This window comes from Streptomyces sp. NPDC050164 (assembly GCF_044459945.1).
Taxonomy (GTDB): Bacteria; Actinomycetota; Actinomycetes; order Streptomycetales; family Streptomycetaceae; genus Streptomyces; species Streptomyces coeruleorubidus_A.
In genome coordinates, this window is record NZ_JBITJK010000020.1 from 26,574 (window position 1) to 42,562 (window position 15,989).

General features: G+C 67.8%; 13 protein-coding genes and 1 pseudogene. 10 read left to right on the plus strand and 4 right to left on the minus strand.

Features of this window, described 5'->3' with window-relative positions:
- Nucleotides 1-13 precede the first annotated feature (13 nt).
- A pseudogene (locus ACIBNA_RS24910) lies at nt 14-993 on the minus strand (RICIN domain-containing protein).
- Nucleotides 994-1,734: 741 nt separating this feature from the next.
- Between ACIBNA_RS24910 and ACIBNA_RS24915 the strand changes: the two are divergent.
- The 6 genes from ACIBNA_RS24915 (at nt 1,735) to ACIBNA_RS24940 (ending at nt 10,852) form a co-directional block, all read left to right on the plus strand.
- Entirely contained in the window at nt 1,735-3,534 is a 1,800-nt protein-coding gene (locus ACIBNA_RS24915; protein WP_399167336.1) for an RICIN domain-containing protein, read from the plus strand.
- Nucleotides 3,535-3,967: 433 nt separating this feature from the next.
- Entirely contained in the window at nt 3,968-5,038 is a 1,071-nt protein-coding gene (locus tag ACIBNA_RS24920; protein ID WP_399167337.1) for a LacI family DNA-binding transcriptional regulator, read from the plus strand.
- A gap of 545 nt (nt 5,039-5,583) precedes the next feature.
- Complete coding sequence (locus ACIBNA_RS24925; protein ID WP_399167338.1) at nt 5,584-6,900, plus strand: ABC transporter substrate-binding protein; 1,317 nt, start codon at nt 5,584-5,586, stop codon at nt 6,898-6,900.
- Nucleotides 6,901-6,956: 56 nt separating this feature from the next.
- Nucleotides 6,957-9,017, plus strand: a complete 2,061-nt coding sequence (locus ACIBNA_RS24930) for a beta-galactosidase (protein WP_399167339.1) — start codon at nt 6,957-6,959, stop codon at nt 9,015-9,017.
- 31 nt (nt 9,018-9,048) lie between these two features.
- Nucleotides 9,049-9,960 carry a carbohydrate ABC transporter permease gene (locus ACIBNA_RS24935; protein WP_399167340.1) on the plus strand — a complete coding sequence of 304 codons (912 nt, stop codon included), beginning with the start codon at nt 9,049-9,051 and terminating at the stop codon, nt 9,958-9,960.
- A 73-nt stretch (nt 9,961-10,033) separates the two neighbouring features.
- Entirely contained in the window at nt 10,034-10,852 is an 819-nt protein-coding gene (locus tag ACIBNA_RS24940; protein ID WP_399167341.1) for a carbohydrate ABC transporter permease, read from the plus strand.
- 110 nt (nt 10,853-10,962) lie between these two features.
- On the opposite strand, the gene ACIBNA_RS24945 is transcribed toward ACIBNA_RS24940, so the two are convergent.
- Both ACIBNA_RS24945 and ACIBNA_RS24950 read right to left on the minus strand, forming a co-directional pair.
- Nucleotides 10,963-11,178, minus strand: coding sequence for a hypothetical protein (locus ACIBNA_RS24945; protein WP_399167342.1), 216 nt, complete (start codon nt 11,176-11,178; stop codon nt 10,963-10,965).
- A complete protein-coding gene (locus ACIBNA_RS24950; protein ID WP_399167343.1) occupies nt 11,175-11,654 on the minus strand; it encodes a universal stress protein in 480 nt (159 codons plus the stop codon). The genes ACIBNA_RS24945 and ACIBNA_RS24950 overlap by 4 nt, the downstream gene beginning before the upstream one ends.
- A 259-nt stretch (nt 11,655-11,913) precedes the next feature.
- On the opposite strand from ACIBNA_RS24950, the gene ACIBNA_RS24955 reads away from it, so the two are divergent.
- Nucleotides 11,914-12,048 (plus strand): hypothetical protein, encoded by a 135-nt coding sequence (locus ACIBNA_RS24955; protein ID WP_399167344.1) that lies wholly within the window; start codon nt 11,914-11,916, stop codon nt 12,046-12,048.
- A 62-nt stretch (nt 12,049-12,110) separates the two neighbouring features.
- Here the strand turns inward: ACIBNA_RS24955 and aztA are convergent, their stop codons facing one another.
- The gene (aztA, locus tag ACIBNA_RS24960) at nt 12,111-12,851 is read right to left on the minus strand and encodes a zinc ABC transporter ATP-binding protein AztA (protein WP_399167345.1); all 741 of its coding nucleotides are present in this window, start codon (nt 12,849-12,851) and stop codon (nt 12,111-12,113) included.
- Nucleotides 12,852-12,866: 15 nt separating this feature from the next.
- Between aztA and aztB the strand changes: the two genes are divergently transcribed.
- Genes aztB through aztC form a run of 3 tightly spaced genes read left to right on the plus strand, consistent with a single transcriptional unit; the run spans nt 12,867 to nt 15,930 of the window.
- Entirely contained in the window at nt 12,867-13,724 is an 858-nt protein-coding gene (gene aztB, locus ACIBNA_RS24965) for a zinc ABC transporter permease AztB (RefSeq protein ID WP_399167346.1), read from the plus strand.
- Nucleotides 13,725-13,765: 41 nt separating this feature from the next.
- Complete coding sequence (locus ACIBNA_RS24970; protein WP_399167347.1) at nt 13,766-14,977, plus strand: hypothetical protein; 1,212 nt, start codon at nt 13,766-13,768, stop codon at nt 14,975-14,977.
- Nucleotides 14,974-15,930, plus strand: coding sequence for a zinc ABC transporter substrate-binding protein AztC (aztC, locus tag ACIBNA_RS24975; protein ID WP_399167348.1), 957 nt, complete (start codon nt 14,974-14,976; stop codon nt 15,928-15,930). The genes ACIBNA_RS24970 and aztC overlap by 4 nt, the downstream gene beginning before the upstream one ends.
- Nucleotides 15,931-15,989: the final 59 nt, after the last annotated feature.

Here is a 15,989-nt window from a genome sequence, read left to right on the forward strand (position 1 = left end):
GGGAGGGTTCCGCTCAGAAAGGCGGGCGGGTGGGTAAGGCCCCGCGCTTGAACTGCTGGTGGGTGCCGGTGCCGCAGGTGAACTGGACCAGCTTGGCGCCGTTGGTGGTGGACGCGGCGCTGACCTCCAGGCACTTGCCGCTGAGCCGGGAGACCAGGCGGACGTAGCCGTCGCCGGCGTCCTGGAGCTGCCACTGCTGGTTGGAGCCGCTGGAGCAGGGCCACTGGATGATCTTGTTGCCGTCGGCGGTGGAGTTGTCGGCCACGTCCATGCACTTGCCGCTGTGCTTGGCCATGAGCTGGACGTATCCGCTGCCGAGGTCCTTGAACCACCAGGCCTGGTTCATACCGCCGTTGCAGGTGTACTGGGTGAGCTGGATCCCGTTGTCCACGGACCTGCTCGGTACGTCGACGCACTTGCCGCTGTGGCGGGCGGCGAGGGTCTCCCACGGTCCGCCGACGCCGTCGACCTTGCCGGTGGCGGTGTCGCTGGAGAGCTGCGGGAACCAGTCCATGGTCATGGTGGTGTCGGTGGGGAACTCCAGCGGCAGCCAGACGTACTTGGAAGCGTTGAGACGGCCGCGCGGGCCTGGTTGTAGTCGCTGCCGTTCTCCTTGTGCATCCACATCACGAACTTGCTGGTGGTGCTGTTGAAGATCACCTTGGGCCGCTCGATGTTGGCGACGGCCAGCTCGGGGTCGGTCGCCTGGGTCAGGACGTGGCGTCTGAACTCCCACCTCTTCAGGTCGGTCGAGCGGTACACGGAGACGCACCGGAAGGTGTTGTCCTCGTTGCGGTTCTCACCGAACCAGTAGTAGTACGAGCCGACCTTGATCACGCCACCACCGTGGGCGTGCACCACCGCACCCGTGGTGTCGGTGAACTGGGTGGCGTTTGCGATAGTGACAGTCGCCGCGTGTGCGCTGCCGGTCAGAAACGTCTGCGGCAGCAGGGCGATGAACAGGGTGAGGGCCAGGAACCAAGCGCGGCGCATGGAATGTGCCTCCACTTTCGGGGTGCCGGTCGCCACACGAAGGCAACACGGCAGAACACAAGCGATCAAAAGCTGGCTGAAACCAACGATGCCGCACATCAGACTGGCGGAAATGCTTGTGTGTCAATGGGGTGAACGAGGTTAGTGCACCGCAGTTGGGGACCGGCGGCGGCCCTGCGGTGGCCGCAGCGGGGCCGGATCGCCTCGTTCTACGAGGTTGATGGCCCCAGCAAAGGTGAACGATCACGCGCAGACATCTTGACCCTCAAGGTGATCGATCACTATCTTGCCTCTGCAGTTGTCGGGCTCCACATCCTCCCCGGTGATTCTTACCACTGAGCAGGTACCACCGGCGAGCATCGTCGTGGGGCACTCGACGCGTCGGTGACGTGACCGCACAGCAATGCCGGCACACGGTCGCACCGCTGTTACGAGGAGGCCGTCTTGGCAGGGCTGTCACTGTGGTGCGTCCGCCTGTGCCGCGCTGAGCGGCGAGACTTTCGGGCGGTGGGCGTCGCGTCCGCGCTGTTAGGTGTGGCCTGAGTCCGGGTGGCGGAGACCTGTCCGGCTCGGCGCCCTGCTCGGCTCCGCACGATCCGAGCCTGGCGAGTGCCGAGTCGGCTCAGTTCCAGCGAGCCGCGGATCCGAGGCGGACCACCCGCCTTCCGCTGGCGCCATGGTCAGGACTCCTTCTCCTCACCGGGCACCGGTCGACATCACCGCAGATCAAGGGAGATCAACGTGCACACCGTCATAGGCAGACCGGGCTCCTGGCACCGAAAGTTGGCCGGCCCCCTCGTCGCCGGAGCCCTGCTCCTCTCGGCCCTCCTCACTCCTTCCGCCGCCTCGGCCGCGGAAACCCCCGGCGCGACGCTGATCAACGAGGCTTTCGAGGCTCAGACCGATCCCGCGAACTTCGGATTCCCGGTCGGAGCCGGGATCAGCAACGGCGTTCTGAGCGTCACGCAGAACATGGGCAACTACACGACTTCCGTGCGACCGTTCGCGTCGTCGACCCTGCAGGAGAAGACGCTGGATCTGCGCTTCGACTGGAAGACGGACATCGCCAGCACCGCGATGAAGACCGGTATGGAACTTCGCGACGACAGCGGACGGCTCGTCTTCGGGATCGCCGCGACCGCCGCCGAACTCCGCTACGCCGTGACCGGGCCCGACTCGGACTCCACCTCCGCCCCGGACTCGCTCAACCCCACCTGGACCAAGATCGCTTTCGACCGGACCAAGTGGTACACGGTCGATCTGCACATGGACTTCACCCTCGGCAAGGTCCAGTACGCGATCATCAGCAAGGAGGCCGCGCCGAGAGTGATGGCCTCCGGGACGGGGGGCATCACGGGCAAGAACCTCTCCAAGCTCGTCGCCTGCAACTACTACGGAACCGGCAAGCAGTCGATCGACAACTTCCGGCTGGTCCGGCCCGCGAACTCCGCCTATGGATCCCTCGCCGGCAAATCCGTCTACGCCTTCGGCGACAGCATCGTCTTCGGGCACCAGTACTCGCGCAGCTTCCTGAACTTCGTCGCCGAACGTGAGGGAATGACGCTGACGAAGTACGCCAGGAACGGCGCGACCGTGGGTCCGGCGCCCAACGCCAGCGGTGGGCAGATCATCACTCAGGTGCGGTCGGCCAGCTCACAGGCGCCCGATTTCGTCGTCTTCGACGGTGGCACGAACGACGCCATCGAGATCCACGACAATCTGACGTACGCGATCGGCACCATCAGCGGCTCCAAGGATCCCGCCACGTTCAACACGGGCACCTACGCCGGTGCGCTGGAGAACACCATCTACACGATGCGGCAGAAGTGGCCGGCCGCCCAACTCGTGTACGTGGCCGCCCACAAGATGGGCTCGCGTGACTGGGACACCCAGCTCGCCCTGCGCCAGATCAACCTGCAGGCCGCCCTGAAGTGGGGCGTTGCGGTCGCCGACGTCTTCGGGAGCACGACGCTCGACACCCGTGTCGACGCCCAACGAGTGGCGTACACCTTCGACGGCCTCGTCAACGGCTTCCCGGGCAGTGGTGGCAGCGGCACCCACCCGAACATCTCCGGCATCACCGACTTCTACGTGCCGGAGCTGACCGCCCAGCTGTCCCAACTCATCCCGACGACGATGAAGGCGCGCCACTCGGGCAAGTGCGCCGACGTGGCCGGCTCCTCGACCGCCGACGGGGCCGCGGTACAGCAGTTGAGCTGCCAGGGCGGCGACAACCAGCAGTGGCGGTTGCGCAGCGTCGGTGAGGGCTACTACCAGATCGTCGCCCAGCACTCCGGGAAGTGCCTGGACGTGTCCTCGGCCTCGACGGCCAATGGAGCTGCGGTCATCCAGTGGACCTGCAAGGGCAGCACCAACCAGCAGTGGCAGCTGCAGGATGCCGGCAGCGGCAACGTCGAACTCGTCGCCCGCCACTCCGGGAAGTGCCTGGGCGTGACCTCGGCTTCGACCGCGGACGGGGCCCGTCTGCAGCAGTTCGACTGCTCGGGCGGCGAGAACCAGCAGTGGAGCCTGGCGCTCTGAAGCGTCGTACCGGCGGCAGGCAGTTCGGCCGACGACAGTCACCGAACAGGTCGTTGCATGCCGCCGGTCAGGCACACCCGCAGTTGAACGCTGTGTGCCTCGGCCAGTAAGCGGTGCTTCGAGCCGGCCCTCGGCCGGGCTCGGACCGCCTTCACGGCTGCCGCGCCTCGGCGTGGCCGGCACAGGAGAGGCATGGATGGTGGTGGGGCGGGAAGTCCAGGAGGCCGACCGCCCGCAGCAGGCCCGGCAGCACAGGCCGCGGTCCGTTCCGGGTCGCAGCCCGTGCTGCCATTCGGCCGACCGCCGCCGGCAGTTGGAACCGGTCGCGAAGGCAACAAGATGGCGAGAGTTCATGACGAAGGTAGCCGCGGTGGGCCCGGCAGTAGAGTACCGACGGCCATCAGAGGCGGAGAGAGGCGGCGGGGGCGGAACTATGGACGCAGACACGAGTGCGGAGCAATCGGAGCAGGACAAGAAACGGCCGAAGCCTCCGCGCAAGAAACGGCCCACCATCCTCGACGTCGCGGCGCACGCGGGAGTGTCCCATCAGACCGTCTCCCGCTTCCTGCGGGGGAACGGAGGTCTGAAGCCGCAGACGGTGGCGCGCATCGAACAGGCCGTGGCCGACCTGGACTACCGGCCCAACCTGGTGGCGCGGTCGATGCGTACCCGCAAGTCGAACCGCATCACGGTGGTCCTGCCGACCATGATCACCTTCGTGCCCTCGCAGATCCTGCGGGGAGCGTCGGCGGAGGCACAGGCAGCCGGATACATGCTGGACATCGTCGGCTTGGAAGGCGACGAAAGGGCCCGGGGAGACCGTGTCCGTGCTCTGCTGGACTCCGGTCAGGCGGATGGAGTGCTGACCTTCACGCCCATCGGCGACATCGAACAGCTCGGACTCGAGCACACCCCGACCGTGGTCGTCGGTGAGTACGACGACCAGATGCGGTCCCACGGCATCACGGCGGACGGCGAGCCGGCCGCCAAAATCATCGACTACCTCGCCTCCATAGGCCATCGACGCTTCATCCATGTCGCCGGCAGCACGGACTGGATGTCGGCACGCAAGCGACGCGAGGTCTATCTGCGGACGATCGCGGAGCGCGGCCTGGAGAACTACGCCGTCGTCGACGGTGACTGGTCGGTGAGGTCCGGATACGACGCGGCCCAGAGCCTGTCGGCGGATTCCGGCGTCACCGCGGTGCTCGCCGCGAACGACGACGTCGCCATGGGCGTCATACGCGGGTTCCAGGACCGCGGATGGCGCGTCCCGCAGGACGTGAGCGTCTTCGGCTGGGACAACCAGGAGTTCACCGCGTACTTCAATCCCTCCATCTCAACAGTGGAACTCGATCGCCAGGCCATGGGCCGCAAGGCCATGAAGGCTTTGCTCGCCCGCATCCGCCAGGAGGCGGAGCCGGAACTCCACCTGGACCTGAACTCACACCTCGTGCTGCGCGAGTCGACGGGCCCGGCAAGGACCTCAGACATCCTCCGGTAGAGCTCCATCGCTCCCTCACCCAACTCCCAGGGGTGCTCGTTGCATGGCCCCCTACGTCTCCTCCACCAGCCAGGACGCGGCCGTCCCGGCAGGTTTCCATGCCCCCGCTGCCCTTCCGGAACGCGGCGAACCGATGAAGTCACACCGGGGGCGCAAGTGTTGTCGTACAGAGCCTTGACCGGAATGTGGTCCGTCATTACGCTCGCCGCGTGAACGTTCACTATTACTGACGTCACGGACCTCAACCCGGTGCGGTGCTCGCGGTCAACCCAGCGCAGCAGCCCGGTATGCCGATGACAAGGTTCAAGCGCACGTTCACAACCACTCTGGTCAGAGCCGCCGTAATCCGCCCGAGAGTTCGGCAAACCGGGGCGGCCACCCATCCGCACGGACCCCAGGAAGACCTGTCTTCGTGGGCCGGCAAGCACCCGAGCCGCGCAGCCCCGCCGCACGGCGAGACGGCCGGAGCCGGGAGCCGGCTCTGCGGACACGACGTATCCCAGCCCGGCGTACAGCCCGGGCGTTTCAGCAGAGGAGCCCTCATCATGAACAACCCTTCCCGCCTGACCAGACGCACCCGACTGCGTGCCGCAGGGCTGACCTGTTCGGTCTTCGCCCTTGTTCTGTCCGCGGGCTGCGCCGGAGACTCCTCCTCCGGGAGCAACGGTAAGACCGTCATCCGGTTCAACTGGTGGGGGTCGGACGTCCGGCACGAGCAGACCAAGCAGATGATCGCGCTGTTCGAGAAGGAGCACCCGAACATCGACGTCGAGCCCCAGTACTCCAACTGGGACGACTACTGGAACAAGCTGTCGACCAGCGCCGCCGCCGGTGACATGCCCGACGTCCTGCAGATCACCGACCCGTTCATGTACTCCTACATCGACAACGGGCAGCTGATGGACCTGAAGAAGGTCAAGGACACCCTGAACACCGACAAGCTGCCCCCGAACTCGATGGCGGCGACGACCGTGAAGGACGGCCTCTACGGCGTCCCGGCCGGCGACAGCGCGTTCGGCGTCGCCGTGGATCCCGCGGCGTTCAAGAAGGCCGGTGTGCCCATTCCGGACGACACCAAGTGGTCGTGGGACGACTACGTGAAGACCGCCAAGGCCATCGCCAAGTCGAAGACGAAACTGGTCGGCAGTGTGCTGCCTCTCTACCCCAACATGGTGGGCCCCTGGCTGCGGCAGCACGGTGAGGACTGGTGGACCGAGGACGGCAGCGAGATCGGTTTCACCGAGAAGAACATGGCCGGCTACTGGGAATGGGTCCTCAAGCTGCGTGACAGCGGTGGCACGACCAGCCCGGAGGCCGCGGTCGAGGCCCTGGCGTCGGGTGCCGGTATCGAGCAGAACCTGGTCGCCCAGCACAAGGCGGCCATGACCGAGATGTCCGTCACCCAGCTCGGCGCGCTCGAGACCGCCAGCGGGCGCGGGACCAAGCTGCTCCTCTTCCCCGGTGAGGACGGGGCCGCCCAGGTCGGCGCCTACACCAAGCCCGGTGTCTTCTACGGCGCCTCCGCGCGGACCGAACACCCCAAGGAGGCCGCGCAGCTGCTCGACTTCCTGGTCAACTCGCCCGAGGCGGCCAAGATCGGGAAGTTCGACCGTGGTGTTCCCGTCAACCCCGACGTGCTCAAGGCGATAACGCCCGAGTTGTCTCCTGCGGAGAAGCGGATCGCCGACTACCTGGCCCGTGCCAACGCCCTGAAGCCGACCCCGGTGCACAAGGCCAACCCGAAGGCCGGTCCTGCGGTCCCCGAGATCTTCCAGCGTCTCAACGAGGACGTGCTGTTCGACCGTCTGTCACCGAAGGCGGCAGCCAAGAAGCTCATCTCCGAAATCAAGTCCCAGCTCTGAGCAACCTCTTGTAGTAGCGCTTCCGAGAGGAATTCCCCGCTGTGTCCGATCCGCGCATGACTCTTTTTCGCCGTCGACTGCCTGGAGTCGTCTACGGCGGGGACTACAACCCGGAGCAGTGGCCGAGGGAGGTGTGGCAGGAGGACGTCCGGCTCATGCGAGCCGCAGGCGTGCGGCTCGTGAGCCTGGGCGTCTTCTCCTGGGCCATGCTGGAGCCGGCCGACGGCCGGTTCGACTTCTCATGGCTCGACGAGATCATGGACCTGCTGTGGTCCAACGGCATCCATGTCAACCTCGCGACGCCGAACGCCGCACCACCCCCGTGGCTCGCCACGGACTTTCCCGAAACGCTGTCGGTGGACCGGCAGGGAGTGCGATTCGGTATCGGCAGCCGAGGCCACTTCTGCCCCTCCTCCCCGGTCTACCGCGACCGCAGCCGGCGTATCGCCACCAAGCTGGCCGAGCGGTACGGGCAGCATCCCGGCCTGGCCATGTGGCACATCGGCAACGAGTACCACTCCGACTGTTTCTGCGAAACGTGTGACGACCGCTTCCGCGAGTGGCTGCGGCAGCGGTACGGCACGCTGGACGAACTCAATGACCGGTGGGGCACGGCGTTCTGGAGCCAGCGCTACAGCGACTGGTCCCAGGTGCACCTGCCCGGGCCTGTGCGCGGCTGGGACAACCCCTCCCGTGAGCTGGACTTCTCCCGCTTCACCTCCGACATCCTGCTGGACCTGGTCACGCAGGAGCGCGACCTGCTCCACGGGATCACCCCGGACGTGCCGGCGACCACCAACTTCTTCCAGTGCCGGCTGACCGACAGCCACCGGTGGGCGAAGGAGCTCGACGTCGTCGCCTTCGACTGCTACCCCGACCCCGGCAAGCCCCACTCGCTCGTCACCGCCGCCTTCCAGTACGACCTGATGCGCTCCCTGCGCGGCGGGCAGCCCTGGATGCTGATGGAACAGGCGGCCGGCGCGGTCAGCCAGTGGAGGACCAACCAGGTCAAACAGCCAGGCCGGATGCGCCTGGGCTCCTACCAGGCCGTCGCGCACGGCGCCGACGCGGTGATGTTCTTCCAGTGGCGCGCCTCACGCCAGGGGCAGGAGAAGTTCCACTCGGCGATGCTCCCGCACGGTGGTGAGAAGACCCGGACGTGGCAGGAGGTCAAGGCGCTCGGCAACGAGCTGCGGACCATCGACGAGATCGCCACGGCGCGAACCAGCGCCCAGGTCGCGATCGTGTGGGACTGGCAGAACTGGTGGGCCGTGGAGGGCTGCGCCCACCCGGACAACACCTTCGACTACCGGGACACCGTGGCCCGGCACTACCGGGCCCTGTGGAGCAGTCAGGTCGCCGTCGACGTCGTCACCCTCGACGACGACCTGTCGCCCTACCGCGTGCTGGTCATCCCCAACCAGTACCTGATGACACGTCAGCACAGTTCGGCCGTGCGGAGGTTCGTCGAGGACGGCGGCCATCTCCTCGTCTCGTACTTCTCCGGGATCGTCGACGAGGACGACCGGATCGTCGAAGGCGGATATCCCGGTGCCCTGCGCGAGGTCATCGGAGCGCACGTCCAGGAGTTCTCCCCGCTGCCCGCCGAGGCCACCGTTCCGGTCCAGGCGGCAGCCGGACACACCGCGCTGAACGGTTTCTTCGCGACCGCCTCCGGGTGGCAGGACGACCTCGAAACGGAGACCGCCCGCCCGCTCGCCGTCTACCGCACGGGCCATCTCGCCGGCAAAGCCGCGGTGGCCGAGCACGCACTCGGCCAGGGCCGTGCCGTGTACCTCGGCACGCGTCTGGACGACGACGCCCTCGAGGCACTGGTGCGGCAGGTGCTGGACGGTGCCGGAGTGCGACCGGTGCACGCCGCACCGCGCGGCGTCGAGGTCACCGAGCGACGGACGGAAACCAGCGCGTACTTGTTCCTGCTGAACCACCGGCAGGACAAGACGACCGTCACCCTCGACCGCTCCGGCACCGACCTGATCACGGGACGCCACATGGAGGCGGGGGAGACGCTCGTCCTCGACGCGGCGGACGTCGCCGTCGTGCGCAGTCCCCGGGCCACGTCACAGCACGCCGAGCCGTCGCCGAGCGGCAACTGACCCCCGCACCCGATCCAAGAACCTGAGGACGATGACTGTGCTCCGCAGACCCGTGAGCCAGGCGGCCAGAAAAGAAGAACGTGCCGCCTGGGTCTTCCTTCTGCCGTGGTTCATCGGCATGGCCGGCGTCACGCTCGGCCCGATGATCGCCTCGCTGTACTTCTCGATGACGGACTACAACCTGCTGAGCTCTCCGGAGTGGGTGGGTCTGGAGAACTACAGCCACATGCTGGACGACCCCCGGTTGCGCAAATCCCTGAGCGTGACCTTCGTCTACGTCGCCGTCAGCGTGCCGTTGTTGCTGGCCGTCGCCCTCGCCCTGGCGATGGTCCTCAACCGGGGCATCAAAGGGCTGGCGATCTACCGGTCCGTCTACTACCTGCCGTCGCTGCTCGGTGCCTCCGTCGCGGTGGGCATCCTGTGGCGACAGGTCTTCGGCACCGATGGTCTGGTGAACAAGTTCCTCGGACTGTTCGGGATCGACGGGCCCGGCTGGATCTCCAACCCCGAGACCGCGCTGTACAGCATCATCGTCCTGCACGTGTGGACCTTCGGCTCCTCGATGGTGATCTTCCTGGCCGGCCTGCGGCAGATCCCCGAGCAGTACTACGAGGCCGCCGCCCTCGACGGCGCCGGCCGCTGGCACCAGTTCTGGCACGTCACCGTGCCCCTGCTCACTCCGATCATCTTCTTCAACCTCGTTCTGCAGGTCATCAACTCCTTCCAGTCGTTCACCCAGGCCTTCGTCGTCAGCGGAGGGACGGGAGGTCCCTCGGACTCGACCCTCTTCTACTCGCTGTACCTGTACCAGGAGGGCTTCGGCCGGCTCCACATGGGATACGCCTCGGCCATGGCGTGGCTCCTCGTGGTGATCGTCGGCCTCCTGACCGCAATCAACTTCTACTTCAGCAAGAGATGGGTGTTCTACGGTGACGGTAAGTGAGATGACACGCCTGAAGGTAGAAGACACTCCTTCGCCTGCTCCCGCTCCACGGCGTCGCACGCGCGTGCCTCAAGTGCGCGCGCTCATCAAGCACGCCTTCCTGATCACCGCCGGCCTGGTGATGGTCTACCCGCTGCTATGGATGATCGCCAGCTCGATCAAACCCGAGGCCCTGATCTTCCGTGAGCCCTCACTGCTGCCCACGGAGACCGACTTCGGCCACTACGCCGATGGCTGGAACGCGCTGGCCCACCCCTTCGGGGTGTACCTGGCGAACTCGGCGATCGTCGTCCTGGGGGCACTGCTCGGCAACCTGCTCAGCTGCTCCATGGCGGCCTATGCCTTCGCCCGGCTGCAGTTCCGCGGACGAGCGTTCCTCTTCGGCATGATGCTGCTGACCCTCATGGTGCCGATCTACGTACTCATCATTCCGCAGTACGTGATGTTCTCGAAGATCGAATGGGTCAACACCTTCCTCCCGCTGATCGTCCCCAAGTTCCTGGCCACGGACGCCTTCTTCATCTTCCTGATGATCCAGTTCTTCCGGAGCCTGCCCACCGAGCTGGACGAGGCGGCCAAGATCGACGGAGCCGGGTACTGGCGTATCTACTTCCGCATCCTGCTGCCGATCTCGTTGCCTGCCCTCGCCACCACCGCGATCTTCACCTTCATCTGGACGTGGAACGACTTCCTGGGCCAGTTGATCTACCTGACCAAGCCCGAGCTGCAGACCGCACCTGTGGCCCTGCGCAACTACGTCGACGCCACCAGCGGAGCTTCATGGGGGTCGCTGTTCGCGATGTCCGTGGTCACGCTGATTCCGGTCTTCATCGTCTTCCTCGTCGGCCAGCGCTATCTCGTCAAGGGAATCGCCACCACAGGACTGAAGTAGCCCATGGCCATGGCTGCAGCTTGACGGCTTTTGGAGGCTCAGCGAGTACTTCGCCCGGGCGAACCGGAACCTCGTCCGGGCCTGCCGGGAAACCCGGTTGGCCGGTCGTGTCATGCACGGCTGGCCAGACCGTTTCGGCGACGTCGCTCGCCTTGACGAACGGGCCCGCCGCTGTCGACGAACGCCGCCGCACGATGCCGCGAGGCGTCACGCCGCGCCGTGACGGACCACGGCGACAGGGCACTGCGCGTGGTGCGGTACGGCCGCCCCGCTTCGTCGAGGACCTGCTCGGCTTGCGCGCGCAGGTGGGTCTCGTCGTAGGTCACGAAGGGTGGATCGGCCTGTCGCAGGAGTCCGGGCTGCCGGACCGGCACGCATGCAGCGCCACGAGTTCCCCGCCGCGCAGGGACACCTCGGCGAAGGCGAAGCGGACGGCTTCTTCGGAGGCGGGCGCGTTGTCGACCGCCAGCAGGGCGAAGCCGTCCGGGGCCCGCCGGCCGCGGACCACGAGCACGGGACAGCGGCCGTGTGCGGCGAGGTGCGCGGACGTCGAGCCGAGCAGCAGGCTGCCGAAGGCGCTCAGACCACGGCTGCCGACCACCTCCAGCGAGGCCGTGCGCGAGGCGGTCTCCAGTGCCGTCACGGGCTCGCCCACGGTGGCGTCGCGGGCGATCTCCACGCGTGGTGCCACGTCGCGAGCCCGGCGCTCGGCCGCGGCCAGTGTGCCGTCCAGCAGTTCCCGCACCCTGCCGCAGCGGGGTTCCGCGGCGGCCCGCCGGGTGGCACATGCAGCGACGGCCATCCGAAGGCGGGTACCAACCGCAGCTCCCCGCCGCCCAGTTCGGCCTCGTGCGCCGCGGCCTCTACCGCGTCCAGGCTCGGCAGTGCCACCATGTCCGGCCTGTCGGAGCACGCGACCCTGCGCAGCCCCTTGGCTCGGGCACCACGGGTTGTGCCCGAGTGAGCTTTTCGACCCGGTCGTGTCCGACGTGAGCGGCACGAAGGGGCCGGACGGCGAGTGCCGCCTCACGTCCAGAACGTACTCGTCACGCTGGCAGGCGATGCTGAACGCGAGCACCGGGATGAAGGCAGGTGACTACCTGTTCATCCAGTTCGGCGTCAACGACTCCTCCTCGACCTGCCCACGGCACGTCGGCCCGGCCCGGTACCAGCGGCTGATGACCATGATGGCGTAGCGCCAACGGGCCCACATCCCCGTGAGTCGGCGCACTGTCCAGGAGCCAAGAGGGCGGTCGCATCACGCCGGTTGCCAGATCCGGGCGAGCGTCGCGGTGGTGAGCAACTGCTCGGGGTGCCCATGTCCTGCCAGGTGACCGTCGCGGAGCAGGAGGCAGGCGTCCGCCGAGCGTGCGGCATCCAGGTCGTGCGTGGCCTGGACGACGGTCACTCCGTCGGCGACCAGCTCCGTCAGCAGCACCCCGATCCGTTCCCTTGCCTCGGGGTCGAGTCCCGTGGTCGGTTCGTCCAGCAGCAACAGGTCCGACTCCTGGGCGAGCCCTTGGGCGATCAGGGCGCGCTGCCGCTGCCCGCCGGAGAGCTCCCCGAGCTGGCGGGTGGCGAGGCCGGTGATGCCGAGCCGCTCCATGGCCTGGTCCACGGTGGCGCGGTCCTGCCGGGTCAGCCGGCGCCACGGTCCGCGTTCGCCCCAGCGCCCCATCTCCACCGTCTGTCTGACCGTCAGCGGCAGTGCGTCACCGACGGCGCCGCGCTGCGGGACGAACGCCGGCGGCCGGTCGCCGGCGTGGTGGAGTTCGCCTGACGTGGGTCGGAGTACTCCGGCCAGGACTCCGAGCAGGGTTGACTTCCCGCTTCCGTTCGGGCCGACGAGCGCGGTGGTGGCCAACGCCGGTATTTCCGCGGCCAGTTGATGGAGGACGGGACGGCCCGGGTAACCGGCGGAGAGCTCGGTGAAGCGGACGCGGGACGTCCTGTCCTCGGCTTGGGCGAAAGAGGGGGATTCTTTGAACATGATTTTCATTGTAATGTGCACCGCATGGAGTGGGTGACGGGTCCCTTCGAGGTGACCTTTGTGCAACGGGCCCTGTGGGGCGGAATGCTGGTGTCGGCGATCTGTGCACTGGCCGGCACCTGGGTGGTGCTCAGGGGGATGGCCTTCCTGGGTGACGCCATGTCCCACGGGCTGCTGCCCGGAGTCGCGCTCGCCGCGCTGCTCGGTGGCAACCTGCTGGTCGGTGCGGTGCTGAGCGCGGCCGTCATGACCGCCGGTGTCACCGCCCTCGGCCGCACCCCGAGGTTGTCCCAGGACACCGGCATCGGGCTGCTGTTCGTGGGGATGCTGTCGCTCGGCGTCATCATCGTGTCGCGCTCGCAGTCCTTCGCGGTCGACCTGACCGGGTTCCTCTTCGGTGACGTCCTCGCCGTCCGTGAGCAGGACCTGGTGCTGCTGGGCGGGGCACTGCTGCTGGCACTGGCCGTCTCGGTCCTCGGCCACCGGGCCTTCCTCGCCCTGGCCTTCGACCCGCGCAAGGCCCAAACGCTCGGCCTGCGTCCCCGTCTCGCTCACGCCGTGCTGCTAGGCCTGCTGGCGCTGGCCATCGTCTCCTCCTTCCACATTGTGGGGACGCTGCTGGTCCTGGGCCTGCTCATCGCCCCGCCGGCCGCCGCGCTGCCCTGGGCGCGCAGTGTGCGAGGTGTCATGGCCCTCGCGGCGCTGCTCGGCATCACCGCCACCTTCTGCGGCCTGCTGCTGTCCTGGCACCTGAGCACCGCGGCCGGCGCGACCGTCTCGGCCCTCGCCGTGAGCCTGTTCTTCCTCTCCCACCTGGCATCCGGTCTCCGCCATCACCGCCGTGAGCGCCTCGTCGGCGTGCACGCCACGGCAACCGACTGAAAGAACCTGAGGCGATCCCTTTGCTCGTCCGAAGAAACGTCATGCCCTGGACACCTGCCGCGCTCGTGGCCGTCTCCCTGCTCACCACAAGCTGCGCCGGGCAGAACGACGACGTGTCCGCCCCGAAGACCACCGCCTCGGCCTCCGCTCCCCACGGATACGTCAAAGGGGCACAGGAGAAGGCCGAGCAGCAGTCGCGGCTGCTGCTCAACGACCCGGGGACCGGAGACACCCGGGTCCTCGACCTGATCACCGGCAAGGTGCACGAGGCGTCCCGGACGACGGGCACCACCGGACTCACCACGGACGGCCGGTTCGGCTACTTCCACACCGCAGGCGGCACGCACGTCCTCGACGGCGGCGCCTGGACGGTGGACCACGGCGACCACGTCCACTACTACCGTGCGGCGATACGCGACGTGGGCCGGCTGCCCGGCGGTCCCGGTACCCGCGTACGCAGCGACGCCGCCGTGATCGCGGTGACCGACGAGGACGGCCGCGCCAGGATCCACCGTCGGGCCGAACCGGAGAAGGGCAAGGCAGGCTCGCCGCGCGCGCTTCCCGGGACACACGCGGGAGTTGTCGTGCCGTACGCGGAGCACCTGCTCAGCCTCACGGACAACGGACAGGAGCTCGCGGTGTACGACCGCGAGGGCAAGCGCGTCGCGTCGCCGGACGCGGCGTGCGAGGCCCCGCGGGGCGACGCCGTCACCCGGCGCGGGGTCGTCCTGGGCTGCGCCGACGGTGCCCTGCTCGTCCGTGAGGCCGACGGCGCGTTCACGGCCAGGAAGATCCCCTACGGCGACGACGTACCCGACAAGGAACGGGCGAGGGCCTTCCGGCACCGGCCGGGCAGCGACACGCTCACGGCGCCGGCCGGTGACCGGGCCGTGTGGGTCCTGGACGTCACCGAGCGCACGTGGACACGGGTGAGGACCGGTCCCGTGATCTCGGCCAACACCGCGGGCGAGGGTTCGGCCCTGATCGTCCTCGGGACCGACGGTTCGCTCCACGGCTACGACATCGCCACCGGCAAGCAGGTCTCCCGGACGAAGCCGCTTCTGACGGGCGCCTCCGCCGCCGGTACCGACGGGACCACGGGACCGGTCATCGAGGTCGACCGCAGCCGCGCCTACCTCAACGATCCCAAGGGCAAACGCGTGTACGAGATCGACTACAACGACAACCTGCGCGTCGCGCGCACCTTCGACCTGGACATCGAGCCGGCCCTGATGGTGGAGACCGGACGATGACGAGAAGAACACCAGGAGCACGGCGGCCGCGCACCTTGCTGCCGGCCCTGCTCACCCTTTTCCTGGCCGGTGCGGCGACTGCCTGCACGAGCGGCGACGATCAGCCCCGGGTCGTGGTGACGACCAACATCCTGGGCGACATCACCCGGGAGATCGTCGGCGACGAGGCCGGCGTCACCGTGCTGATGAAGCCGAACGCCGACCCGCACTCCTTCGGCCTGTCGGCCGTGCAGGCCGCCGAACTGGAGCGTGCGGACCTCGTGGTGTTCAACGGGCTGGGCCTGGAGGAGAACGTACTGCGGCACGTGGAGGCCGCCCGCGAGTCCGGGGTGGCCACCTTCGAGGCCGGCAAGGCGGTGGACCCCCTCACCTTCCAGGCGCATGACGACGGAGGGCCCGAGGAGGCCGGGCAGCCCGACCCGCACTTCTGGACCGACCCGGACCGCGTTCGCAAGGCCGTCGGCCTGATTGCCGACCAGGTGGTCGAGCACGTGGACGGCGTCGACGAGAAGGCCATCCGCGACAACGCCGACCGCTACGACGGCCAACTCGCCGACCTCACCACCTGGATGGAGAAATCCTTCGGCCGCATCCCCGAACCGCGGCGCGCGTTGGTGACCAACCACCACGTCTTCGGCTACCTCGCCGAACGCTTCGGCTTCCGGGTGGTCGGCGCGGTGCTCCCGAGCGGTACGACGCTGGCCTCGCCCAGCTCCTCCGACCTGCGCTCGCTCACCGAGGCCATGCGCACGGCAGGCGTACGTACGGTCTTCGCCGACTCCTCCCAGCCCAAGCGGCTGGCCGAGGTCCTGCGCACGGAGATGGGCGGCCGGACGCGTGTCGTCGAGCTCTACTCCGAATCCCTGACCGAGAAGGGCAAGGGAGCCGGCACCTACCTGCAGATGATGCGCGCCAACACCACCGCCATGACCGACGGCCTGACCGGCGCCTGAAACCACCCCCTGCACCTACCCCCGGCTGACCGGCCATCCATCAGCAGCACCCGCACCCG

Coding starts and splice junctions, on each gene's coding strand:
- ACIBNA_RS24920 (WP_399167337.1), top strand. CDS start 3,968: ATGGACGCAGACACGAGTGCGGAGCAATCGGAGCAGGACAAGAAACGG.
- ACIBNA_RS24925 (WP_399167338.1), top strand. CDS start 5,584: ATGAACAACCCTTCCCGCCTGACCAGACGCACCCGACTGCGTGCCGCA.
- ACIBNA_RS24930 (WP_399167339.1), top strand. CDS start 6,957: ATGACTCTTTTTCGCCGTCGACTGCCTGGAGTCGTCTACGGCGGGGAC.
- ACIBNA_RS24935 (WP_399167340.1), top strand. CDS start 9,049: ATGACTGTGCTCCGCAGACCCGTGAGCCAGGCGGCCAGAAAAGAAGAA.
- ACIBNA_RS24950 (WP_399167343.1), bottom strand. CDS start 11,654: ATGGCCGTCGCTGCATGTGCCACCCGGCGGGCCGCCGCGGAACCCCGC.
- ACIBNA_RS24955 (WP_399167344.1), top strand. CDS start 11,914: ATGCTGAACGCGAGCACCGGGATGAAGGCAGGTGACTACCTGTTCATC.
- aztA (WP_399167345.1), bottom strand. CDS start 12,851: ATGAAAATCATGTTCAAAGAATCCCCCTCTTTCGCCCAAGCCGAGGAC.
- aztB (WP_399167346.1), top strand. CDS start 12,867: ATGGAGTGGGTGACGGGTCCCTTCGAGGTGACCTTTGTGCAACGGGCC.
- ACIBNA_RS24970 (WP_399167347.1), top strand. CDS start 13,766: ATGCCCTGGACACCTGCCGCGCTCGTGGCCGTCTCCCTGCTCACCACA.
- aztC (WP_399167348.1), top strand. CDS start 14,974: ATGACGAGAAGAACACCAGGAGCACGGCGGCCGCGCACCTTGCTGCCG.